A 22,186-nucleotide genomic window follows, 5' to 3' on the forward strand; every position below is an offset into this window, starting at 1 on the left:
CAAGCGGTCATAAAAAAGTCCCCGGCACCGGCCGGGGACCTGGTTTTCCGATAAGCATCGCCCTCCACCATCGTCATCCTCGGGTTCAACCCGAGGATCCAAGTCTCACACGCTGCGGTGGATGGTCGGGTCCAGCCCGACCATGACGGAGGAGAGGGCGTCTGCGGGAGGATCTCAGAACAGCGCGGCGGTGCTCTTCAGCGTCACCCAGATGCCCCAGAGGAGCGGAAGGCCGACGACGGCCCAGGCGAGCACCGCCTTGGCGTCGAGCCCGCCCTTGCCGATGCCGAAGGAACCGGTCGGGCCGGCATTGGCGGCCGCGGTCTTCGCCTGCAGGGAGGCAACCTCCTCGTCCGACATGAACCATTTGTCGGCAAGCGGCCGCACCAGCATGTTGGCGACGAGGCCGAGCGCCAGCATGCCGGCGAGGATGTACATGGTGCCGGTATAGAGCGCCGGCCCCGGCGCCACGCCGGCGGCGATCTGCGCCTCGCGGATATAGTTGACCACGACCGGGCCGACGATGCCGGCGGTCGCCCAGGCGGTCAGCAGGCGGCCGTGGATCGCACCGACGAACTGCGTGCCGAAGATATCGGCGAGATAGGCCGGAACGGTGGCGAAGCCCCCGCCGTACATCGACAGGATAATGCCGAAGGCGAGCACGAAGAGCGCCTTGCTGCCCATGTCGGCCAGCGTCGGCGCCAGCGCGTAGAGCACGATGCCGAGGATGAAGAAGGTATAATAGGTGTTCTTGCGGCCGATCTTGTCGGAGAGCGAGGCCCAGACGAAGCGCCCGCCGATGTTGAACAGCGAGAGCAGGCCGGTGAAGCCCGCGGCGATCGCCGCGATGGCGGCCTTCTGGTCGGTATCGAGCTGGCCGAAACTCAGCTCGGGCTGGCCGATGAGGCGGCCGCCGAAGATTTCCTGCAGCATCGGCGAGGCCATGCCGATGACGCCGATGCCGGCCGAGACGTTGAGGCAGAGCACCAGCCAGATCAGCCAGAACTGCGTCGTCTTGTGCGCGTCGCGCAGGTGCACGTGCCTGGTGGTGATCATCGTCGACTTGGAGGCCGGCGGCGTCCAGCCTTCCGGCCGCCAGCCGGCCGGCGGAATGCGGTAGCCGAAGGCGCCGCCCATCATGAAGCAGAAATAGATGGCGGCCATGACGAGGAAGGTCTGCCAGACGCCGGCCGTCGTGTCGGTCTTGAAGACGTTCATCAGGAGGTTGGCGAGCGGGGCGCCGATCATCGCGCCGCCGCCGAAACCCATGATCGCCATGCCGGTCGCCATGCCGCGCCGGTCCGGGAACCATTTGATCAGCGTGGAGACCGGGGAGATGTAGCCGAGGCCGAGGCCGATGCCGCCGATGACGCCCGCGCCGAGCCACATCAGCCACAATTGATGGGTCATGACGCCGATCGCCGCGACGACGATGCCGCCGCACCAGCAGCAGGCCGAGACGAAGCCCGCCTTGCGCGGGCCGACGCGCTCCAGCCAGCCGCCCCAGATGGCCGCCGAGCAGCCGAGCAGCACGAAGAACAGCGTATAGATCCAGCCGAGATCGGCGACGCGCCAGTTGCAGCTCGTGGTGAAGAGCGCGGAGACGAGGTTGAGGTCGGCGCAGGCCGCGTCGGCAGCGCCCGGAATGGCCTTGGACAGCGGCAGCCAGAACACGCTGAAGCCGTAGGCCATGCCGATGCAAAGATGGATGGCAAGCGCGGCCGGCGGAACGAGCCAGCGGTTGAAGCCGGGTTTGGCGATGATGCGCTCCCGGTCGAGGATGCTGCCGGAATAGTCGCCGGCATAGGTCTCGGTCGATGCAGTCATTGGGTCTCCTCCGCGACGCACCCCTCGGTGCGAAGATTTTCGTGATGGGGAGCCGGCGAAAACCGCCCTTCGACGCCCGGATGCCTGCATCCCTCTCGCAGGCGGCCGGAGGCCGAACCTCCCGCGCGGACCGAAGCAAGGCCCGTGCCAGAATGGATGCCCTTTGGAATCAGGCGGTTGGAAGAAAAAACGGGAGGAAAACGGACACTTTGTCCGAAGGGCGGACAAAGTGTCCGGTCAGGCCGCCTCGGGCAGCCAGATGGTGAAGGTCGCCCCCTCGCCCGGCCGGCTCGCCACCGAGATGGCGCCGCCCTGCCGCGTCACCAGCGTCTGGCTGATGGAAAGGCCGAGGCCCGTGCCCTCCTGCCGCTTCGTCGTGAAGAACGGGTCGAAGACCTTTGCGACGAGATCCGGCTCCATGCCGATCCCGGTATCGCTGACGACGATCTCGACGCCCGGGCGCCCGCCGCGGTCGCTGTCGCGGGTGACGATGGTGAGCGCGCCGCCATCCGGCATGGCGTGGATGGCGTTGACGACGAGGTTGACGACGACCTGCTGCAGCTCGGTGCGGTTCATCAGCACCAGCCGTTCGGCCGTGTCCTCCAGCCGCACCTCGATCGCCGCCTTGGCGAGCAGGTGCTGGACGAGCGGCAAACAATCGGCCACGGCCGTGCCGGGCGCATGACGATCGACGAAACCGGCGAATTCCTCGGGCTTGGCGAATTGCAGGAGCTTCGTGACGATCTGGCTGATGCGCTGGATCTGATCGTCGAGCAGCTGGAACTCGACCTTGGCCAGCGCCGCCCGGTCGCCGACGACGGAGCGGATGACCTCCAGATTGCCCTGCATGACGGCGATCGGGTTGTTGATCTCATGGGCGACCCCGGCGGTGATCTCGCCGATGGCGGCCAGCTTTTCCGACAGGATGAGCTGCTTGGTCGTCGCCTCCAGCCGGCGGTTGGCGAGCTGCAGCTCGCGGGTGCGCTCGTCCACGCGCGCATTCAGCTCCTCGTTCCAGCGGCGCAGCTCCAGGTCGTTCTGCTCGAGCTGGTTCAGGAGGTCGTCGAGATGCACGGCGACGCGGCCGATCTCGTCCTGGCTGTCGACCGGGCCGGTGCGCGCGCCGAGATCGCCGCTCTCCACCCGTGCGATGGTGGCGTCCACCCGCTCCAGCGGCTCGAAGATGCCGCGCGCCCAGCGCAGGAAGATCGGCACGCTGGCCGCCGTGATGGCGAGGAAGGCGGCGACGATGGTGAGCACCGTCTGGTACTTCGCCGCCGTGAACGGCGCCTCGAGGAAGCCGACATAGAGCATGCCGACGCGCTCGCCGCGGCTGTCGGTGATCGGCTCGTAGGCGGAAATGTACCAGTCGTTGACGACGAAGGCGCTGTCGAGCCAGGTGCGCCCCTCGCCCAGCACGGCCGAGCGCACGGCGGCGGAGACGCGCGTGCCGAGCGCGCGGCGCCCTTCGAACAGCCGCACATTCGTGCTGATGCGCACGTCGTCGAGGAACAGCGTCGCCGTGCCCTGGCTGCCCTCCGGCAGGCTCGCCTCGCGGTAGACGAGGTCGTTGATCGTGTCGATGAAGACGAGGTTCTGGTTGAGCAGGATGCCGCCGACGAGCACCGCCTTGCGCCCGTTGCCGAGCGTGACGGGGCTGGCGCTCTGCACGACCATGCCGCGCGTTTCCTCTGTGCGCTCGGTCGGCACCGCATTCGGAGTCGAGACGAGCGGCAGCCGCGCGCGGGCGGCAAGGTCGGGCGAGAGCCGTTCGAGATCGGCGTTCTCGAAGATATCCACCCCCGTCGCCGGCTTGCCGGCCAGCGCATCGCGGATGACCGGCCAGTCGGTGCGCAGCGTTTCCGCCGTGGTCGCGGTCACGGAGACGACGAGCCGGCCGTCGGGCGCGATGACATAGAGGAAATCGAGCTCCAGCCGCGCCCGCGCCTCGTCGAGCAGGGCTTTCAGCGCGCCGGTGTCGCCGGCGCTGTCGCGGAAGCGCACGGAGCCGCCGAGCGCGGTGACGTGCTCGCCGGTATTGTCGAGGATATGGGCGAGATACTGGTGCGCGATGGTGAGGTCGCCGTTGACCTTGGAGATCAGCGTCGCGTCGAACTTCTCGTTCCAGCGGTAGACGGTGATGCCGAGCAGGAGCGGCAGGATCACCAGCATCGGCAGGAGCGCGATGGCCAGCAGCCGGTAGCGCACCGAGCGCGCCGGCCGGATGACGCCCTGCCTGCCGTCAGCCATCCCAGGCCGCCAGCTTGCGGTCGATCGTCTTGCGGGAAATGCCGAGCTGGCGCGCCGCCTCGTCGCGCTGGCCGCTGCAGGCGGTGAGCACCGAGAGGATGTGGCGCCGCTCGACATCGGCAAGCGAGCCGCCCTCCCTTCCGGCGGCCGCCGCCTGCCCGAACCCGTCCGGAAAGCGGCCGAGGATCAGCGTGCGCTCGATGAGATTGCGCAGCTCGCGCACATTGCCCGGCCAGTCATAGGCCGACAGCGCCCGGCGGGCCGCCTCGTCGATGGGCACGGCGGGCATGGCGAGCTGCGCCGAGAGCTTCTTCATGAAGAGGACGGCCAGCTCCACCGCATCGCCGTCGCGGTCCTTCAGCGGCGGCAGGTGGATCTGCATGACATTGATGCGGAAGAAGAGATCGGCCCGGAAGCGCCCGGCCTGCACCTCCTTTTCCAGCTCCGCATTGGTGGCGAAGACGAAGCGCAGGTCGACCGGCACCTCGCGTTCGGAGCCGACGGGCCGCACCTTGCGGTCCTCCAGCACGCGCAGCAGCTTGCTTTGCGTGGCCGGCGGCATCTCGCTGATCTCGTCGAGGAAGAGCGTGCCGCCCTGCGCATGCAGGAACAGCCCCTCACGCGCCCGTTCGGCGCCGGTGAAGGCGCCCTTCAGGTGGCCGAACAGCTCGCTTTCGATCATGTCGGCCGGGATCGCCCCGCAATTGACGGGCACGAAGGGTTTTGCCGCGCGGTCGGACAGCGCGTGCAGCGAGCGCGCCGCCACTTCCTTGCCGGTGCCGGACTGGCCGGTGAGCAGGACCGAGGTCGGCAGCGGCGCGACGCGGGCGATGGTTTCGCGCACGCCGGCGATGGCGGTCGATTCGCCGATCAGCCGGTCGCGCAGGAGGATATGGTCCGACGTCGCCTTCAATTCATAGCGCAGCACGTAGTTTTCGCGCTGCAGGCGGATGCGGTCGAGGCAGCGCGCGACGGCATTGAGCAACTGGTTGGAGCGGAAGGGTTTCAGGATGAAATCGACCGCGCCGGCCCGCAGCGCCTGGATCGCGGTTTCGAGATCGGCATAGGCGGTCATCAGGATGGCATCGGCGAAGAAGCCGATGGCGCGCTGCTCGGCAAGCCATTCCACGCCGTTCTTCTTCGGCATGATGTTGTCGAGGATGACCACGTCGAAATGGTTCTGGTCAAGCTTGCGCGAGGCCTCGTCCGTATCGGCCGCCAGCTCCAGCTGGCGGCAGCGCGGCCCGAGCGTGCGCATCAGGAAGTTGCGCATGCCCGGCTCGTCGTCGACGACGAGGATCGAGGCCTGCGCCAGCCACGGCCCGAATTCCGGGTCGGCGGACGTGTCGCGCAGCATGCGCGCGGCTTCAGTCGGCACCTCATCTCCTCCCGATGGTCAGGCGCGTCAGGTTTGCACGCCCGAATGCGGCAGCGCTGCACGCTTTTGCCCGGACGGCTTGAACACCTACCATAGAAAGCCGCCGCCGCCAGCACAAGGCAGGCATGGCGGCGGAGCGGGACGAGATGTCAGGAGTGCAGATGAATGCGCTCGCGGCGTTCACGCATCGCCGCAAGCTCCTGTTCGACATGAACTTTCCGAGCATCCTCCATCGCCACGGCAATGGTTTCGCTGATCACGCGGATGCTGTCTTCCGAGATGAGCGGCGATGCCTCGTGGCATTCCGCTGCATGCAGTTTGCAAAGCGCGCTGGCAAGCAGCCGCGCATAGTCTTCCGGTTTGCGACCCATGTTCCCCACCTTTTTTGATTAGAGCCACAGAAAACCACACAATAATGCAAAAAGCCACATATTTCTCACATGCCGATGGAAAAAATTGCGAGCATCGCGACGGGCTGCCCGCGCGCGAATGCTGCAAAACGAGACTGTTCGGAAATGAGGCACGGACATGCCCGCCGGGCGTCATCGCGCCGCGGGAAACACGATGTCTGCCTGGAAACCGTCAACACGCCCGGCAACGGGCGATGTGAGGACGAGGCTGGCGCGCATCTGTGCCAGGAGCCGGTCGGCGATGGAAAGCCCGAGACCCGAGCCTGCGGCGAGCGTCCTGCCGCGGGAAAAGCGCTTGCGCACCGCGGCCAGCTCCGCCTCCGACATGGCTGCCGCGCCGTTGCGGATGCACACATTGCCCGTTTCGGTCAGGCGGATTTCGACGGGCTCGTCCGTCCGCCCGTGCAGCAGCGCATTTTCGATGAGGTTGCGCAGCACGATGGCGAAGGCGTCGGCCGTGCCCTCGCGCAGGGCCGGTCCCGCAAGATCGCTCCGGAAGCGGATGCGGCTTGCGGTGCCCGATGCGCGCTGGAAATCCGTGACGACGACGCCGAGCACGTCCACGAGGTCGAAGGCCGTCTCGCTGACGCCGATCCCGGCCTCGGCGCGGGCGAGCTGGAGCAGCTTCTCGGTGAGCTTCGTCAGCTTCTGCAGGGAGGCCTCGATCTGCCGGGCGCGGGCGTGGGTCGGGGCGTCCTTGAGCTCGGCCATGAGCAGCTGCGTCTGCGCCAGCGCGCCGGCAACCGGCGTGCGCAGTTCGTGCGCGCTGTTGGCGGTGAACTCCCGCTCCGCTGCCAGCACGGCGCGCAGGCGCGCGAGCAGGAGGTTGACCGAGCGCAGGATCGGCTGCAGTTCCCGCGGCAGGTTCTCCGCCGCGATCGCCGCGAGATTGCCGCCGTCCTTTTCGCCGATCGCCGCCCGCAGCGTCTCGACCGGCAGGAGCACGCGGCGCACGACGAACCAGACGGCCAGCACCGTGGCCGGCACGATGAGCAGAACCGGCAGGAGCAGCGCCAGCGCGCCCTCGACCATCGCCTCCCGCCGCTCCTCGGCGGAATCCTCCACCTGCACGAAGATGGCCCCGTCCGCCGTCGCGGCGGTGTAGACCCGCCCCCGCGCGCCATCCCGGAAGCCGACCTTCAGCGGCACGTCGAAGGGCTCCGCCGAGGCGGTGTGCGAATGCAGCAGCACGCGGCCCGCACGGTCGCGCACCTGGTAGGTCAGGTATTCCTCGCCGGGCTGCGCGGGCGAGCGCTCGATGCGCCGGGGGACATTCAGGTCGTCGCGACGGTTGAGGTCGTCGACGACGAGCGGCACCAGGCGCTCGGCCGTCTCCTGCAGGGCGCTGTCGAAGATCTCGCCGAACTCGTCCTGCATGACGAGCGCGCCGAAGCCGACGGCGACGAGCCAGAGGCAGGTGGTGATGACGGTGATCCACAGCATGAGCTGGCCGGCAAGGCTCTTCGGCCGGAAGGCGCTTGCGCGCCGCTCATCGCTCTGCGGTGCCGGCCCCGTCATCGGCCGAGCCTGTAGCCGATGCCGCGCAGCGTCTCGACGCAGCCCTTGCCCAGCTTCTTGCGCAGGCGGCTGACATAGACCTCGACCGTGTTGCTCTCGATCTCCGCGCCGAAGGCATAAAGCGCCTCCTCGATCTCGCCCTTGGAGACGACCGCATTCGGCCGCGTGGCAAGCCGCGCCAGCACGGCCCATTCGCGGCCGGACAGATCGACCGGCGCACCGTTGCGCAGGACCCGGCGGTCGGCCAGCGCGATCGCCATCGAGCCGGCTTCCAGCACCGGCAGCGAGGAGGCCGCATAGCGCCGCGCGACGGCGAGCATGCGCGCACCGAGCTCGCCGAGATTGAACGGCTTGACGAGATAGTCGTCCGCCCCGCTGTTCAGGCCCTCGATACGGTCGGAAATCTGGTCATGCGCGGTGAGGATGATGACCGGCACGGCCGTGCCGGCGCGGCGCAGGTCCTTCAGCAGCGAGAGCCCGCTGCCGTCGGGCAGGCGCAGGTCGAGCAGGATCAGCTCGTAGCCGACCGCATCCGTCGCCGTGCGGCCGTCCTCAAGCGTCTGCATCCAGTCGACCGCATGGCCGAGCCCGGCCACATAGTCGCGCACCGCCTCGCCCAGAACGGCATCGTCCTCGATCAGCAGAACCCTCACGCGCCCGTCTCTCCGCACCATGCGACGGCCCGCCCATGCGCCCGCGCGTCACCTTCCGAAACCGGAGAATACACGGGGGAAGCCAGGCTTGCCATCGTCCGTCCCGATCAGGACACGGCGCCGCGCCGGCAGGCGGACAGGAGGTCGAGCGCGGGGTCGCGCACCCTGGTTTCCACCCGCATCATGCCGAGCACGGTGTGGAAGAGCGTGTCGTGCGATTGCGGCTTCGCCGTCTCCGCATCGAGGCAGGCGCCGGAATAGGCGGCCTTCGCATCCTTGCCGAGCCAGAGCACGAAGGGCACATGGGTCTGCTCGCCCGGCGCGATCATATAGGGCGCGCCGTGCAGGTAGAGGCCGAATTCGCCGAGCGATTCGCCGTGGTCGGACATATAGAGCATCGAGACGTCGAGGCTTTCCTCGGCCTTCTGCAGCCGGTCGATCACGCCGGCGAGGATGTGATCGGTATAGGCGATCGTATTGTCATAGGCATTCACGATCTCCTCGCGCGTGCAATCGGAAAACTCCGCGCTGCGGCAGTCCGGCCTGAAGCGGCGGAATGCCTCCGGATACCGCAGCCAATAGGACGGGCCATGGCTGCCGATCTGGTGCAGCACCAGCACGGTGTCCGCCTTCACCGATCCGATCCAGGCGTCGAGGACATCGAGCAGCACCTGGTCCCGGCACTCGCCGCCCGAGCAGTCGCGCGGGTTGCCGCCCTCGACCAGCGAGCGCTCCCGCACGCGGGCGGCGATCTTCTTGCTGCCGGTATTGTTGTCCCACCATTCGACGGCGATGCCCGCATGGGCGAGCACGTCGAGCAGGTTCTCGGTCTCCAGCCCCCTGCGATGCGAATAGTCGGCGCGGGTATAGACGGAGAACATGCACGGCAGCGAGACGGCGGTCGCCGTGCCGCAGCTCGTCGTGTCACCGAAATAGAAAATATCCTTCGTCTTCAGTTCCGGATTGGTCTCGCGCCCATAGCCGCCGAGCGAAAAATTGGCGGCGCGCGCCGTCTCGCCGGCAACGACGACCATCAGCCGCGGCTTGCGCCCGGTGACGGGACCATCGCTGACACGGGCATCCGTGCCGAGCGGGGCGGCGACGACGTTTCGATCGGCCGACTGGCCGGCGGCGAACTGCACGGCCGTGGCGAGGGGAACGATGGGGTTCAGCGTCTCGAACCAGTCGTGATGTGCCCGGACGGTGGCGGCATAGACGCGGGCATGGGAAAGGCCGGCGACCAGCGCGATGACCAGCGCGGGCAGGATGACCACGAGATTGGCGCGCAGCTTCCAGAAGAAGGTGTGATGACGGACCCTGACCCACAGGAGAAGCGCTGCGGGCAGCACGCCATAGACCAGCATGTGGAGGACGAAACCCGGCGTGATGAGGTGCCCCGCCTCCGCGCTGTTCGTCTCGGCCGCGTTGCGGATCATCTCCATGTCGATGATCACGCCGTAGCGGTCCATGAACCAGGCGCCGGCGGCGCTTGCCAGGATGAGCAGGATGAAGATCGGCTTCATCACATATTTCAGCGAGACCGCGACGCAGAGCGCGATATAGAGGCAGGCGATGCCGATAGCGATAGAGAAGAACGTCGTCGGCCGGCCATCGAGATAGAGCCAGCCCTTCGACCAGAAGCTGCGGTTGGTCAAGGCCAGCAGGTAGAGCGCCGTCAGGATGCTGACGGCAATGCTGCCGAGCTGCGGCCGCCAGAAGGCGGGGGAGCCGGCCTTGCCGGTTGTCTCGCGCATCGGATGTCCTTTCGAAAGCGTCTCCGGCAGCCCGCGGGCCACCATCCCGCCCCTCCCTGCCCCGCGAAACTGACAGCCGCCTGAACGAACCCGGCGGCGACGTTCAGCGCGGCGTCAGGTTGGCGATGGACAAGACGGCTGTTCGAATATGAGGTGACGCGTGAGATCGAGACTGCTGCATCCGGGAACGCTGTTCGTGACGGCCCTGGTTTTCCTGGTCCTGTCGATCCCCCTCGCCCAGATGCAACTTTCAAGGCCCCACGGCCAGGACCTGAGGCAGGCGCTGATGCTGCGGGCGGGTTGAAAAATCCGATTGCAAAATGCAATCGGATTTGCGACAAATCCCGCAGACGCGGAGGTTGCCATGAAACCCGTTCTCTATGCCCATCCCTTTTCCAGCTACTGCCAGAAGGCACTGACGGCGCTCTACGAAAACGGCACCGGTTTCGACTACCGCATGCTCGACCACAACGATCGGGAGACGATCGCCGATTTCGAGAGGCGCTGGCCGATCAAGCGTTTCCCGATCCTGGTCGACGGCGACCGGACGATCGTGGAAGCGAGCATCGTCATCGAATATCTCGGGCTTCATTACCCGGGACCGGTAAAGCTCATTCCCGACGATCCGAAGGCGGCGATCGAGGTGCGCATGCTCGACCGTTTCTTCGACAACTATGTCTCGACACCGCAGCAGAGGATCGTCTTCAACGCCATCCGGCCGGAAGAGAACCGCGATCCTTACGGCGAGAAGGATGCACGCGACATGCTGGAGCGGGCCTATGCCTGGCTCGACAGCCACATGGACGGCCGGATCTGGGCCACGGGCGACACCTTCACGCTGGCCGACTGCGGCGCCGCTCCCTTCCTGTTCTATGCGGACTGGACGCACGCCATCGATCCGGCCTTCGCCAATGTGCATGCCTATCGCCGGCGCCTGCTCGCCCGCCCCTCCTTCGCCCGCGCCGTGGACGAAGCGCGGCCCTTCCGGAAGTTCTTCCCGCTCGGGGCGCCCGACCGCGACTAGAGACCCAACGGCTAGCCGGCGCGGCAGTGCCGCCGTTCATCGGCCGTGGCCTTGCGCTCGATGCCGGTTATGACGAGGACCGGCAGGCTCTGCCGCCTGCCGGCAATCTCCTGGTCGCGATCCTCGACATGGCCGCGCAGGACAAGCCGGCCGTAATAGAGCGCATCCGTCTCGAGGATGCGCTGCCGGTCCGCCTCGGCAAGCCCGTCGATATCAGGGAAGACGCCGCGCGATTCCGCGCCGCTGTCGAGATTGCGGATGGCGGAGGACGGGCACGGTGCCGTCACGCAGCGAAGGCCGTTGTCGCAGACGACATAGCGATCCTGTGCGGCAGCGAGCGGAGACGCGAACAGGGGCAGCATGGCGGCAAGGGCAAGGGTTCGAAGGCGCATGCATCATCCTCCGCAAGGATTGCGGCCAAATCGCGTTACTTGCGGCCATCCCGCTCGCGGCGCATTTCGGCAAGCGCACGGATGGCGTCCTGCCGGCCGGTCTCGCCCAGCGCTTCGAACAGCCGCATGGCATCCGTGCGCCGGCCGAGATTCTTGTAGGCATAGGCGCGCAGCACCATCAGGTCCGCCGGTTCGGCATGGAACTGGCGGCGCTGGTCGAGGAACATCAGGGTTTCGCGATAGCGTTGCGCGCGAAAACTGCTGACGGCGCGGTCGCCGAGGATCGCCGTCTGCAGTTCGGCGACGCGCCCCTGCTCAAGCCGCGCCTTGGTGGCGGAGACCGCGGCATCGCTCGTCAGCCCCGCACGCAGATAGGCAAGGCTCTGGCCATAGGCGGCATCGCTGCGGGTGCGGCCCTCGCCGGCAAGCGCCGCCTCGAAGGCCTGCGCGGCCTCCAGCGGCCGGTTGATCTCCATCAGGCACCAGCCGAGCGAGAGCGCGCTCGCCGCCGACAGGCCGCCGGGATCACGCGTGCTGCGGCAATCGACGGTGCCGTCCGTCCGGCGCGCCGTGCGGGCGCCGTGCTGCGGCTTCAGGGCAACCTCCTCGACCACCGTGCGCGCCGGCACGCGGCGATCGGTCCGGACGATCCGCGCCTGCCGTTCGCGCAGCGCCGGCGCGGCGTCGTCGCTGGTGTCCCGCTCGCCGAGCAGCGCGATGCGCTCGGACCGGCCCGCCCAGGCCCGCTTGACGGCGGCAAGGCCCGCGCGGTCCTCCAGCCTCAGCCGCGCGACGCCGAGCCCGTAGGCGGCCGGCTCATAGTCCGCCTTCCACGCCAGCACCTGCGAAAACCATTCCTCGGCCGTTCCCGGCTGGTCCATGGCCAGCGCATACCAGCCGAACTGTTCGCCGGTCTGCGGATGCTTCTCCTCCAGCGTCACCTGCGCGATGCGGCCGAGCACCTTGGCATCGAGCTTCGGCGGCGGATCGAGCGCCAGGAGGTTGGCGGTGGCGGCGAGATAGGTCTGCATCGCTTGGTCGGAGGTCGTGCGCCAGGCATACATCACCTCCTCCGCCTCGCCGGGCATCTTGCGCGCGAGGAGGATGAGGGCGAGCCCCTGCGAGGCCGAGGCGGAATCCTCGACGGCACGCGCCTTGCGGAAGAAGGGTTCGGCCAGCGCGTTCTGGTCGCGCCGGAGGTGATACCAGCCGAGCAGCAGCGCATCGGAGGCGAGCCCCTCGTCCGTCACCAGCTTCTCGACGAGCTTCAGATAGGCCGGCGCGACCGTGATCGCCGCATCCTCGTCGCCCTCGCCCACGAAGCGGCGGGCGAGATCGTTGCGGATCGTGTCGAATTCCTTGACGCCATCGGCGCCGGTGCGCTCGCGGGCCATCAGATCCTGCATGTCGGCATAGCCGAGCAGGGTCGAGGCCTTCTGCACGGTGGCGACGCGGATCGGCCCGTCCGAGCAATTGTCGAGCATGTAGCCGTAGGCATCCTTGGCGCGCTGCACGCGCTCGGTCTTCACGAAGGCCTCGGCGACGCGCCAGAGCACATCCGCATCCGAGCAGGTAAGCAGGCTCGGCGTCTCCGCGCCGAGGCGCACGACATCCTCGCTGCGCCCCGCATTGGAGGCGGCCACCAGCTCGGCGCGTTTCTCCGCCACGTCGAGGCGGTCGACGAGGTCGGCGGGCGGCGTCCATTGCGGGTCGTCCTGCTGGCGCCTGGCGATCGCCGCGCGCACGTCCGCATAGCGCGACTGGGCGTAGAGCGCCCACATCTCCTCGAGTTGACGGTCTTCGTTGACCGGCACGGCGAGCGGGTTCTCCGGCGGCGTCCAGGTGGGGTAGAGCGTGCGCAGCCGGGCGATCTCCGCATTCAGCCGGGCGGTATCGCCACGGGCGGCGAAGTAGCGCAGCGCGCTTTCATCGACCACCGGCCTGGTCTCGGCGGCCTCCACGACGGGCGTCGTCTCCGTGCCGGTGCCGGCCGCCTGCCCGGTCTGCTGCGCCTGCGCGATTTCCACGACGCGCGACCGCTTCGTCAGGGAGGGGGGCACGTCGTCCGTGCTGCTGGTGGTGACGTCGTCGGTTCCCGCGCCGAGACGCGGCAGGCCCTTCATCAGGCCATCGGGCACGCCGAAGGATACGCCTGCGACGCTGGCTGCGCCGGCGGAGACGAGGACGAACGCCACGAGGATCGACTTCATCCCGAATTTCCTTCGGTCCATCACTGCCACCACAGCACCACGCGTCGGTCATGACGCACAACGGACGCTGCAACACTCAACTTCCAATCGACCCCGGCCCGGTTTACAGCGACACCATGCGCCATGAACGATGGAACATGCCGTCCTTTCCCCGGGAAGAGCCAACCAGTCGTGATAAAACCCCGATAGGGTTAACCGTCGGTAAACAGGCGCGATCAGACTTCCCTGCCGAAGCGGCGCAGGAGGCCGGACGTGGCGATGCCGAGCAGGATCGACAGGATGCAGAACACCACCGCATAGGCGAGGATGTTGGAGGACAGCCAGTTCGCGGCGACGAGCCGCATGTTGGAGAAGGTCCAGGGCTGCGTCGCAACGAAGCGGGTTCGGCTGACCGGGCGCGTGTCGAGCGCGTCCGCGTCCTTGCTGTCCAGGCTGACATAGCCGTCGAGCTGCTGCCAGCGTTCGTCCTGCGCGATCGCCACCATGCCGGCCTTGAGGTCGGCCCCGGTCGGCGCGGAGAGCACGGTCCAGGTCGCGCCTTCGTCGGGGCTGTCGCCCTGCGCGACGAGGAAGCGCGCCGTATCGCCCGGTGCCACGAGCGGCTCTTCGCCGGGCAGCAGGCGCAGCGAGGAGAGCGGGATGTCGAAGGTCTCCTGCAGCCAGGCTTCCAGCGCGGAAATCTGCCCGCGCCAGGAGCCGCCGCGCACGCGCGACTGCCACTCGTCTATGGCGTCCTGGGTCGCGCCGTGCTGCGCGCCGCCATCGGCCGGCCCGCCCCAGGCGGACGCGCTTTCGGCGGCGATATGCGTCTGGCCGAGCACGAGCGGGGGAAGCTGCGAGATCGTGCCCACCAGGATGGCATTGCGTTCGCCGATGGCGAGCGCCGAGGATTCCGGGCGGACCTGCAGCGCGCGCCCGCTCGAGACCGCCATCTTGCCGAGGAAGGTCGCGCTGGTCGACAGGGTGTCCGCGTCGAGGCGGTCGAGATAGAGCGCCACCGGATCGACCTGGCGATTGTAGGGGAAGCCCGTGCCCGACAGGGCGGCAAGGCTGGGGAGCTGCGCGACGCGGGCAAAACGCGGCATGCGGAACTCGGAGGAATCGAACAGCGCGAAGCGCGGCTCCTCGCTTGCGCTGGAGCCCGGCGCGCAGATCTTGTCCGCCTCGGTCAGGAGCGCGGTCTCGATGTCGATGCGGTTCGGCCCGGGCCGGAAATGCCGCATGGTCACGCGGATCGGCAGATGGCGGAAGACGCCGCCGTTGCGGCTGGTGATCGGCACCGTCGTCGCGATGTTGCCGTTCACATAGATGTCGATATGGCTGCCCGGCAGCACCTCCGGCGAATAGGCCGCATCGAGCAGCAGCGTCGCCTCGCCATAGGCATCCGCATAGAAATCCGAGGGAATGCCGATGTCGAAGCCGGTCCGATAGCGCCGGCCGCTGAATTCGCCGGTGCGCACGCCGAGCGAGGCGAAGGTCGGCGACGTCTCTCCCAGGATGAGCGGCATATCCGCGCCGTTGCGCTGGCGCACGCTGAGGGCTTCGCGTGTCACGCTGAGCGGCCGGTCGATGGGCGAGACCATGCCTTCCACCGCGCCTTCGATCGACGGCCAGTCCGGCCCGCTGACGACGAAGACCTTGCGGTCGCCGTCCGGCGCATCGACGAAGGTGGCGACGGCCGAGGAGCGCGCCGTCGCGGGCAGGCCCGGCAGCAGCGCCGCCAGATTGCCGGCCGTGCCGACCAGCACCGTCAGTTCCCCGGCCCCCGCCGTCGGCGGCAGCGCATCCGTAAGGTCGAAGGTCTGGTTCGGCATCTTCGCCATCAGCGCGAGCCCCTGGCTCAGCCGCATCAGCGCATTGGTGGCGACGGGCTGGCCCATTTCCGGCACGACCATGACGAACTTCGTCTGCCCCGTCGGCCCGAGGCCGATGGCCGCGATGTCGTCGGTCGTCAGGAGGCGGCCGCTCGTGTCGCGCGGCACCGTCAGGTAGGTGCGGGCCGGGTCGAGCGACGTCCACAGGTCATAGGTCGAGCGGATCGTGCAGTCGGTGCGGTGGCGGTGCGCGGCATTGAAGGTCACCCGGTTGACGCCGGGGCGCAGGAGGCCCGCCGGCAGGTCGAAGCGCACGTCCTTGATGCCTTCCGCGGACTGGACCGGCACCTCGCCCACCACCACGTCATTGACGACGACGGTGAGCCGGGAGGATTCCGGCGCCACGACGACGGCGTTGGAATAGCCGAGATTGATCGTGGTCGCGCTGCCCGCCTGCTGCGGGGTGAGGAAGAGCGGGAAGGACTGGCTTGCGACCTCCCCTTCCAGAAGCAGCGACTTTGCGGGAACGATGTAGCGCCGCGTGGAAAGGTCGGGGGTCGCCGCCTTCTTCTCCGGCTGCCTGGTTTCCCGCACCGCGGGGGTGGTCTCCTCCACCGCCGGCGTCTTCTCGACGGCCGGATCGCGCTCGCCGGACATGTCGAAGGGCACGGACGTATCCTGCGCGAAGGCGACGGACGCGGAGAGCGAGAAGACGAGGCCGCAAAGCGCGGCCCTGACGGGCAGGAGCATCACGAGGCAGCCTCCTTCTTGCGTCCGCCGCCAAAGCTGCGCGCGAGATAGAGCAGCCCGCGGCTGGTCTGGTAGACGGCAATGCCGAGGAACCACAGCGAGCCGCGGAACAGGCCCGGATTGTAGCGGCGCGAGACCTGGAAATCACTCCACTGGTTGGAATTCGCGAAGATCAGGTCGGCGACGAGCGAATGGTGCCGCGCCACTTCCGGCATGAAGCGGCAGCCGACGGCGATCACGCTGCCGAGGTTTTCGACATTGCGCACATCGACCGGCAGGACTTCCTCCTGCCCGGCACCGTAGGGCGTGAAGCGCAGCGCGCAGCGCGCGTCCTTCGCCAGGTCCGGCTCCAGCCCGAAGACCTGCACGCGCGCGCCGTTGGCCGAGACATTCTCCAGGGTCGAGGGATATTCCCGCCCGTCGACGATGAAGGTGCAGCGGCGCTTGACCGTCACGCGCCGGCTCGCCGCCCTTTCGCTGCGCTCCGAGACGACGCCGAGCGCGCAACCCGCGATGATGAGGTTGAGCAGGTTCCAGCCGCCGACGACGAAGGTGACGTCGGCCTTGTAGGGCTCGGAATAGAAGCGGTAGATGCTCATCAGGAAGGCGACGAACAGCACGGCGAAGATGACGAAGAACGGCCGGCTGATCTCCGAAAGCCGCGATTCGCGGATCGACTCGTCCTTCGCGGTCACCTTGAAGGTCGGCTTGGTCGGGTTGAGCATGACCGAGACGACGGCGGGCAGGAGATGCACGCTCTGCACATATTCGTAGAGCTCGGAGATCCAGGGCCAGCGGAACGAACCGTAGAGATAGTTCTGCATCATCAGGTTCACGAGCATGTAGGCGAGCGTGTAGCCGAGGAACTCGCCGCCGGAGGCCGTGAAGATTTCCAGGTCGAAGAACAGGTAGAACAGCGGCGCGAAGAGGAAGATCGTGCGCGGGAAGGGAAACAGCCAGAACAGCATCGACGACATGTAGCAGAGCCGCTGCGGCAGCGAGAGGCCGCGCTTGAACAGCGGGAAGCGGAAGCGCAGGATCTGCATCATGCCCTGCGCCCAGCGGCTGCGCTGGCCGATGAAGCTGGCGAAGGTGGCGGGCTGCAGGCCGGCAATCAGCGGCTTGTCGACATAGACGCTGTTCCAGCCGCGCGAATGCAGCGCCAGCGCCGTCTCGCAGTCCTCGGTGATCGAGAGGCCGGAAAAGCCGCCCGCCTCGTTGAGCGCGGTGCGCCGCAGCACGGCGGCCGAGCCGCAGAAGAAGGCGGCGTTCCACTTGTCGAGGCCGCGCTGGATGATGCCGTAGAACATCTCGTTCTCGCTCGGCATCGTCTCGAAGGTGCGCAGGTTCCGCTCCAGCGGATCCGGGTTGAGGAAGAAATGCGGCGTCTGGACGAGGAAGAGCTTCTGGTCGTCGGCGAAGTAGCCCACCGTCTCGCGCAGGAAATCGCGGGCCGGCGCATGGTCCGCGTCGAAGACGGCGATCAGCTCGCCGGTCGAGTGCTGCATGCCGTTGTTCATGTTGCCGGCCTTGGCATGCTCGTTGCGGGCGCGGGTCAGGTAGTTGACGCCGAGGTCGCGGCAGAGCGCCTGGAGCTCGCGGTGGCGGGCTTCGGCCACCTGCGCCTCGATCACCGCCGCCGCATTGCGCTTCTGCTCCGTGCCGCCGTCGTCGAGCAGCCAGACCGTGAGCTTGTCCGCCGGATAGTCCATCGCCTTGGCGGCGGCGAGCGTGTTGGCGAGGAGGCCGGTGTCCTCGTTGTAGCTCGGCACGAAGATGTCGACCGTCGGCAGCCGGCCCTCCTCGGCAACGCGGCTCTTGCGCGGCGGCAGCGGCATGGCGACGACGAAGAGGCTGAGCGCCAGCATCATCACGCTGTACATCTCGGCGAGATAGAGCAGGAAGCCCGGTATGAAGTTCTCCAGCTGGTTCAGCGGCGGCAGCGTGCTGGTGGTGCGCCAGTAGACATAGCGCAGCACGACGGCTGTGCCGAAGGCGAGCGCGATCAGCCGCCAGATGCCCTCGGCGCGCAGCACCTTGATCACCGCCATGAAGGTAACCACCGCGATGCTGGCGATGAGCTGGGTCTGCAGGTTGATGGGCAGCGTGATCACGAGGATCACCAGGGCGGAGACCAGTGCCCACAGGATGATCGTGCCGATATGTCTCATACGCCGTCCTTCGCCGTCATAGCGCGTTCCAACCCGGGACCTTACGCCCCATTATGTTAAGGAAAAATTAGGCGCCGGACTTCAATTGCAGGTTGTCGACCCGGAGGACGATGTAATGCAAACGGGTGACGGCACCACGACGGCCTCCCCTTCCGTTCCTGAGACGGTGCCGCCGGTCGGCGACGGCACGATGACGGCATCGCCCCTGTCGAGCGTCTCGGTGCGCCGTTCGACAGGTTTCCTGTCCGTCTGGCGGCGGGCAGCCGGCACGCGCGTACCGGTCTCCACGACGGTCGTGATCGGCGCCTTGCGCTCCTCGATCGCGACCCGCAGCGGCTCGCCGCCGCCAATCCCGCTGTCGACCGCAGCCGGCGTGCCGTAGGGGTTCCAGGTCGCGCCGGAAAAGCCGCCGACGATGGTGTAGCCGTACATCATCTCGACCAGTTCCTTCTCGCCCGCACTGGACTGGCAGACGCGCAGGCGGATCTGGATGGAGCCGTAGCTGTTGAGCTTGTCGCGGTCCGCCTCGTCCGCGCGGATCTGCTGCCAGCCATAGAGGCAGCCATCGTCGCCCGCGCCGCGCCCGTAGGCGTAGCCGAACGGCCCGTAGCTGTTGCGCACGAAATTCGGCGAGATCGCCAGCGCGCGGCCGGGCAGCGCGGCGCGGATCTCGCTTCGGATCGCCGAATGCTGCACCGGCTTGAAGGCCAGCGTGCCGCCGGGCATCACCGTCGTCTCCACCGGGCCGAAGGCCTGGATGCTGATGAAGTTCTGGCCGGGCGTCGCCGCCGAGGTGGACAGCGCGATCTGCTGCTCGACCGCATTGGTATATTGCCGCTGGATCACGCTGACGATCGACAGCGTGCCCGGACCGGGCAGCACCAGCGCGCTCGACGCCGGAACGGTGGTGGAAAGCGTCGCGATACCGGCGCCCGGTCGCGCCGCGCAGCCGGCAGCCAGCGCTGCTGCCGTGCAGGCCGCAAGCAGGAGGCTCCTCTGAAACACCCTGCCGCCACGACCGGAAAAACGAATCGCCGCCGAATCATCCATGCAGCACTCATATTTCGCCCGGGCGCGAATAGGAATCCCCCATATCCAGCCATGGCGCTGCCGGCATCAGCTTCGGGCAAGCGGCATCTTTGGCCGCCCGAACGGCAAGAAGCCCCGGCATCCGCACGATGCCGGGGCTTTTCCGTCACGTGGACGGCGTCCTACTTCAGCTTGGCGCTGACGGCCTCGATGCCGGCGCGGGCGCATTCGTCGTCGATATCGCCGCTCGGCGCGCCGCCGACGCCGATGCCGCCGATCGTCTCTTCACCCGCCTTGACCGGCACGCCGCCGGCAAGCACCAGCAGGCCCTCGATCGAAACGAGCTGGGCAGCGGCCGGGTTCTTGCCGACATTTTCGGCGATCGTCTGGGTCGGCGTGCGCATGGACGCGGCGGTGTAGGCCTTGCGGACGGCGCTGTCGAGCGTGTGCGGGCCGGCGCGGTCGGCACGCAGGACCGCGCGGGTGACGCCGGCGCGGTCGACGACGGCGACCGATACGTTGAACTTCTTGGCAGCGCAGGCCTTCACGGCAGCGTCGGCCGCCTCGACGGCGATGTCGAGCGGCATGTTGCGCTCGGTGAGGATTTCAGCCTGGGCGGCGCCGGCAAGCGTGAGGGCGGCGAAGGCGGCGGCAACGAAGGTCTTCATGTCTATCTCCATCTGGGCCGCTCGGTCTCGTTGGCGGCGACGGCCCTCTTTTCGGAGATTTCCGGCTTTCGCGGTATCGGTGGACGGACGGAGCGGGGTCGGTAGGACTACGGAGCCTGCCCGATCAGCGAAAGGCGCGCGAATTCCGCGACCGAGGTCGTGCCGAGCTTCTGGGCGATGTTGGCCCGGTGCGTATCGACCGTGCGGGGCGAGAGCTGCAGGGCTTCGGCGATCTCCTTCGTCGACCAGCCGCGCCCCACCATGTCCAGCACCTCGCGCTCGCGGTCGGTAAGCTGCGCCACCAGTTTCGCCGCCTCGGCCCGCTCCGCATGCACGTCCAGCGCACCGGAGGCCTGCTGCAGCGCCTCGACCAGTACCTGCTCGTCGATGGGCTTGGTCAGGAAATCGACGACGCCGGCCTTGAAGGCGCGGCGGCAGGCGTGCACGTCGCCATGGCCGGTGCAGATGATCGTCGGCCAGTCGCAGCCGATGGCGGCGAGCTTCTCGTGCAGTTGCAGGCCCGTGATCGCCGGCATGCGCAGATCGAGAAGCAGCACGCCGGGCTTGAGCTTCGGCGCGCGGGCGAGGAACGCGGTGGGATCGCCGAAGGTCTCGATGCGGATGCCGTAGGTGCCGAGCAGCAGCGACAGCGCGCTGCGCACCCCCTCGTCGTCATCGACCAGATAGACCGGCGCCATCGTCATTCCGCTGCCTCTTCCCGTTCCTCGAAGCCGTCCGCCGCCGGCAGCCGCACGGTGAAGACCGCGCCGCCCGCCGCCGCGTTTTCCGCCGAAATGCTGCCGTCGAAACGCTCGACGATGCTTTCGCACAGGCTGAGCCCGAGCCCCATGCCGTCCGGCTTGCCGGAGAAGAACGGCTCGAACAGCCGCGGCAGGATATCCGGCGCAATGCCGGTGCCGTTGTCGCTAACGTGGATCGCATGGCCGGCCGCATAGGACGTGAGCGCCACACGCACCCGCCCGTCCGTCCGCCCCGCCTCGCCCACCGCGTCGGCGGCATTGCGGATGAGGTTGTGGATGACCTGCTCGATCTCCACCGGATCGACCCGCGCCAGCGCCGGGGCCTCCGGCAGGTCGACGTCGAGCGCGATGCCGCGCCGGTCGAGGTCGATGCGCGACAGCGCGACGATATCGGCGACGTGGCGCGAGAGGTCGTGCACGCCGGCCTCCGGCGCGCTCTTGCCGACATAGGCGCGCAGGCGCACCAGGATATCGGCCGCGCGTTTGGCCTGCAGCACATTGGCGGCAAGCACGCCGTCGATCGGCGTATCCTTGAGGCCGGCCGCCGCCGCGATGCGCCGGCCCGCCTGGCTCTGGCTGAGCAGCGCCGTCAGCGGCTGGGTCAGTTCATGGGCGATGCCCGAGGCCATTTCGCCTATGCTGTTGATGCGCAGCGCATGGGCAAGCTTCGTCTCGTGCTGGCGCAGCGCCTCTCGCCGCGCAGCCGCCTCCGCCGCCTCCCGCGCCAGCGCCGCCTCCTGCCGGTGGCGCAGCAGCGAGCGCACGAGCACAAGCCCGGCGAGCGAGATTGCTGCGAAGAGGGCAAGCGGCAGCGGTGGAAGAAGCGCCGCCAGCGTGACATGGCGTTGCAGCGAAAGGCGCAGCGGCTGCGTGGCGCTGGCGATCGGCGCCTCGAAGCGGATGGTGCGGGCGAGGAAGCCCGAACCCGCGGGCTGCGCCGCCCCCATCTCCAGCAGCGTGCCCTCCCCCGTCGCCAGCCGGAGCAGGGCCCAGCGCGGCAGTTCCTCGTCCTCGACGAGCCTTGCCCCGTCGATATCGAGGCTGACGGCCATCGTGTCGTTCATGCGCTTCATCAGGCGGTAGTGGCCGGGCCGCGCATCCCCGCCGTAGACGGCCTTGCCGGCCGCCAGCGCCGCCACGGCCTTCGAGACCTCTTCGGGGCTCGCCGTCGCGCCATCGGCGGATGTCGCCGAACTCACGACGCTCGCCCCCTCGCGCGGCATCAGGCGGATAAGGTCGATCGCGACGATGCGCGGATAGAAGCGCAGGATGGATTTTGCAACGAGATCGAAATCCTCCGACGGCTGCGCCTGCGCAAGCCCGAGGGCACTGAGGCTCGTCAGGTGGGCATCGTGCTGGGCGACGCGCTGCGAGACCGCCCTTTGCAGCGCGCGGCCGCTCTCGGAGACGTCCAGCTCCAGCGCCTGCCGGTGGCTTTCGGCCGAATAGAGGCCGAAGGCGGCGACGAGCAGCAGCCAGCCGCCGGCAAGGGCGGCCGAGGAACGGAGAAAGGTCGGGCGTGCACGCATCCGGGATGAAGCCGCGTCAGGGATCGGGAGGACCATCATAGGGCCTCG

17 protein-coding genes are annotated in these 22,186 nt (G+C 68.0%); 2 read left to right on the top strand and 15 right to left on the bottom strand.

Features of this window, described 5'->3' with window-relative positions; translation table 11 throughout:
- Positions 1–174 precede the first annotated feature (174 nt).
- The 7 genes from AABF56_RS10855 to AABF56_RS10885 all read right to left on the bottom strand — a co-directional run bounded on the left by AABF56_RS10855 (position 175) and on the right by AABF56_RS10885 (position 9,790).
- Positions 175–1,827 (bottom strand): OFA family MFS transporter, encoded by a 1,653-nt coding sequence (locus AABF56_RS10855; RefSeq protein WP_272805923.1) that lies wholly within the window; start codon positions 1,825–1,827, stop codon positions 175–177.
- 237 nt (positions 1,828–2,064) lie between these two features.
- Positions 2,065–4,077: a sensor histidine kinase gene (locus tag AABF56_RS10860; protein WP_272805924.1), complete on the bottom strand. Its 2,013-nt coding sequence runs from the start codon at positions 4,075–4,077 to the stop codon at positions 2,065–2,067.
- A complete protein-coding gene (locus AABF56_RS10865; RefSeq protein ID WP_272807489.1) occupies positions 4,070–5,434 on the bottom strand; it encodes a sigma-54-dependent transcriptional regulator in 1,365 nt (454 codons plus the stop codon). Before AABF56_RS10865 ends, AABF56_RS10860 begins: the two co-directional genes overlap by 8 nt.
- A gap of 170 nt (positions 5,435–5,604) precedes the next feature.
- The gene (locus AABF56_RS10870; RefSeq protein ID WP_244766875.1) at positions 5,605–5,826 is read right to left on the bottom strand and encodes a hypothetical protein; all 222 of its coding nucleotides are present in this window, start codon (positions 5,824–5,826) and stop codon (positions 5,605–5,607) included.
- Between the two features lie 171 nt (positions 5,827–5,997).
- Positions 5,998–7,383, bottom strand: coding sequence for a sensor histidine kinase (locus tag AABF56_RS10875; protein ID WP_272805925.1), 1,386 nt, complete (start codon positions 7,381–7,383; stop codon positions 5,998–6,000).
- A complete protein-coding gene (locus tag AABF56_RS10880; RefSeq protein WP_244766877.1) occupies positions 7,380–8,036 on the bottom strand; it encodes a response regulator transcription factor in 657 nt (218 codons plus the stop codon). Before AABF56_RS10880 ends, AABF56_RS10875 begins: the two co-directional genes overlap by 4 nt.
- A gap of 107 nt (positions 8,037–8,143) precedes the next feature.
- Positions 8,144–9,790 (bottom strand): phosphoethanolamine transferase, encoded by a 1,647-nt coding sequence (locus tag AABF56_RS10885; protein WP_272805926.1) that lies wholly within the window; start codon positions 9,788–9,790, stop codon positions 8,144–8,146.
- 160 nt (positions 9,791–9,950) lie between these two features.
- On the opposite strand from AABF56_RS10885, the gene AABF56_RS10890 reads away from it, so the two are divergent.
- The gene (locus AABF56_RS10890) at positions 9,951–10,094 is read left to right on the top strand and encodes a hypothetical protein (protein WP_272805927.1); all 144 of its coding nucleotides are present in this window, start codon (positions 9,951–9,953) and stop codon (positions 10,092–10,094) included.
- 60 nt (positions 10,095–10,154) lie between these two features.
- Positions 10,155–10,814 carry a glutathione S-transferase family protein gene (locus tag AABF56_RS10895; RefSeq protein ID WP_272805928.1) on the top strand — a complete coding sequence of 220 codons (660 nt, stop codon included), beginning with the start codon at positions 10,155–10,157 and terminating at the stop codon, positions 10,812–10,814.
- An 11-nt stretch (positions 10,815–10,825) separates the two neighbouring features.
- Here AABF56_RS10895 and AABF56_RS10900 read toward each other — a convergent pair whose 3' ends face one another.
- The 8 genes from AABF56_RS10900 to AABF56_RS10935 all read right to left on the bottom strand — a co-directional run bounded on the left by AABF56_RS10900 (position 10,826) and on the right by AABF56_RS10935 (position 22,138).
- Positions 10,826–11,206, bottom strand: a complete 381-nt coding sequence (locus AABF56_RS10900) for a hypothetical protein (protein WP_272805929.1) — start codon at positions 11,204–11,206, stop codon at positions 10,826–10,828.
- A 35-nt stretch (positions 11,207–11,241) separates the two neighbouring features.
- The gene (locus AABF56_RS10905) at positions 11,242–13,416 is read right to left on the bottom strand and encodes a cellulose synthase (protein ID WP_272805930.1); all 2,175 of its coding nucleotides are present in this window, start codon (positions 13,414–13,416) and stop codon (positions 11,242–11,244) included.
- A gap of 215 nt (positions 13,417–13,631) precedes the next feature.
- Positions 13,632–15,980 carry a cellulose biosynthesis cyclic di-GMP-binding regulatory protein BcsB gene (locus AABF56_RS10910; RefSeq protein ID WP_272807490.1) on the bottom strand — a complete coding sequence of 783 codons (2,349 nt, stop codon included), beginning with the start codon at positions 15,978–15,980 and terminating at the stop codon, positions 13,632–13,634.
- Positions 15,980–18,151: a UDP-forming cellulose synthase catalytic subunit gene (bcsA, locus tag AABF56_RS10915; protein ID WP_272805931.1), complete on the bottom strand. Its 2,172-nt coding sequence runs from the start codon at positions 18,149–18,151 to the stop codon at positions 15,980–15,982. The genes AABF56_RS10910 and bcsA overlap by 1 nt, the downstream gene beginning before the upstream one ends.
- Before the next feature lie 81 nt (positions 18,152–18,232).
- Positions 18,233–19,201, bottom strand: coding sequence for a cellulose biosynthesis protein BcsN (bcsN, locus tag AABF56_RS10920; protein ID WP_272805932.1), 969 nt, complete (start codon positions 19,199–19,201; stop codon positions 18,233–18,235).
- A gap of 161 nt (positions 19,202–19,362) precedes the next feature.
- The gene (locus tag AABF56_RS10925; protein WP_272805933.1) at positions 19,363–19,848 is read right to left on the bottom strand and encodes a GlcG/HbpS family heme-binding protein; all 486 of its coding nucleotides are present in this window, start codon (positions 19,846–19,848) and stop codon (positions 19,363–19,365) included.
- Positions 19,849–19,955: 107 nt separating this feature from the next.
- Positions 19,956–20,552, bottom strand: coding sequence for a response regulator transcription factor (locus tag AABF56_RS10930; protein ID WP_244766886.1), 597 nt, complete (start codon positions 20,550–20,552; stop codon positions 19,956–19,958).
- Positions 20,549–22,138, bottom strand: a complete 1,590-nt coding sequence (locus AABF56_RS10935) for a sensor histidine kinase (RefSeq protein ID WP_272805934.1) — start codon at positions 22,136–22,138, stop codon at positions 20,549–20,551. Before AABF56_RS10935 ends, AABF56_RS10930 begins: the two co-directional genes overlap by 4 nt.
- Positions 22,139–22,186: the final 48 nt, after the last annotated feature.

Source organism: Shinella sp. WSC3-e, assembly GCF_945994535.1.
Taxonomy (GTDB): Bacteria; Pseudomonadota; Alphaproteobacteria; order Rhizobiales; family Rhizobiaceae; genus Shinella; species Shinella yambaruensis.

Coding starts and splice junctions, on each gene's coding strand:
- AABF56_RS10855 (WP_272805923.1), bottom strand. CDS start 1,827: ATGACTGCATCGACCGAGACCTATGCCGGCGACTATTCCGGCAGCATC.
- AABF56_RS10860 (WP_272805924.1), bottom strand. CDS start 4,077: ATGGCTGACGGCAGGCAGGGCGTCATCCGGCCGGCGCGCTCGGTGCGC.
- AABF56_RS10900 (WP_272805929.1), bottom strand. CDS start 11,206: ATGCGCCTTCGAACCCTTGCCCTTGCCGCCATGCTGCCCCTGTTCGCG.
- AABF56_RS10925 (WP_272805933.1), bottom strand. CDS start 19,848: ATGAAGACCTTCGTTGCCGCCGCCTTCGCCGCCCTCACGCTTGCCGGC.
- AABF56_RS10885 (WP_272805926.1), bottom strand. CDS start 9,790: ATGCGCGAGACAACCGGCAAGGCCGGCTCCCCCGCCTTCTGGCGGCCG.
- bcsA (WP_272805931.1), bottom strand. CDS start 18,151: ATGAGACATATCGGCACGATCATCCTGTGGGCACTGGTCTCCGCCCTG.
- AABF56_RS10870 (WP_244766875.1), bottom strand. CDS start 5,826: ATGGGTCGCAAACCGGAAGACTATGCGCGGCTGCTTGCCAGCGCGCTT.
- AABF56_RS10930 (WP_244766886.1), bottom strand. CDS start 20,552: ATGACGATGGCGCCGGTCTATCTGGTCGATGACGACGAGGGGGTGCGC.
- AABF56_RS10895 (WP_272805928.1), top strand. CDS start 10,155: ATGAAACCCGTTCTCTATGCCCATCCCTTTTCCAGCTACTGCCAGAAG.
- AABF56_RS10875 (WP_272805925.1), bottom strand. CDS start 7,383: ATGACGGGGCCGGCACCGCAGAGCGATGAGCGGCGCGCAAGCGCCTTC.
- AABF56_RS10905 (WP_272805930.1), bottom strand. CDS start 13,416: ATGAAGTCGATCCTCGTGGCGTTCGTCCTCGTCTCCGCCGGCGCAGCC.
- AABF56_RS10865 (WP_272807489.1), bottom strand. CDS start 5,434: ATGCTGCGCGACACGTCCGCCGACCCGGAATTCGGGCCGTGGCTGGCG.
- AABF56_RS10935 (WP_272805934.1), bottom strand. CDS start 22,138: ATGCGTGCACGCCCGACCTTTCTCCGTTCCTCGGCCGCCCTTGCCGGC.
- bcsN (WP_272805932.1), bottom strand. CDS start 19,201: ATGGATGATTCGGCGGCGATTCGTTTTTCCGGTCGTGGCGGCAGGGTG.
- AABF56_RS10910 (WP_272807490.1), bottom strand. CDS start 15,980: ATGCTCCTGCCCGTCAGGGCCGCGCTTTGCGGCCTCGTCTTCTCGCTC.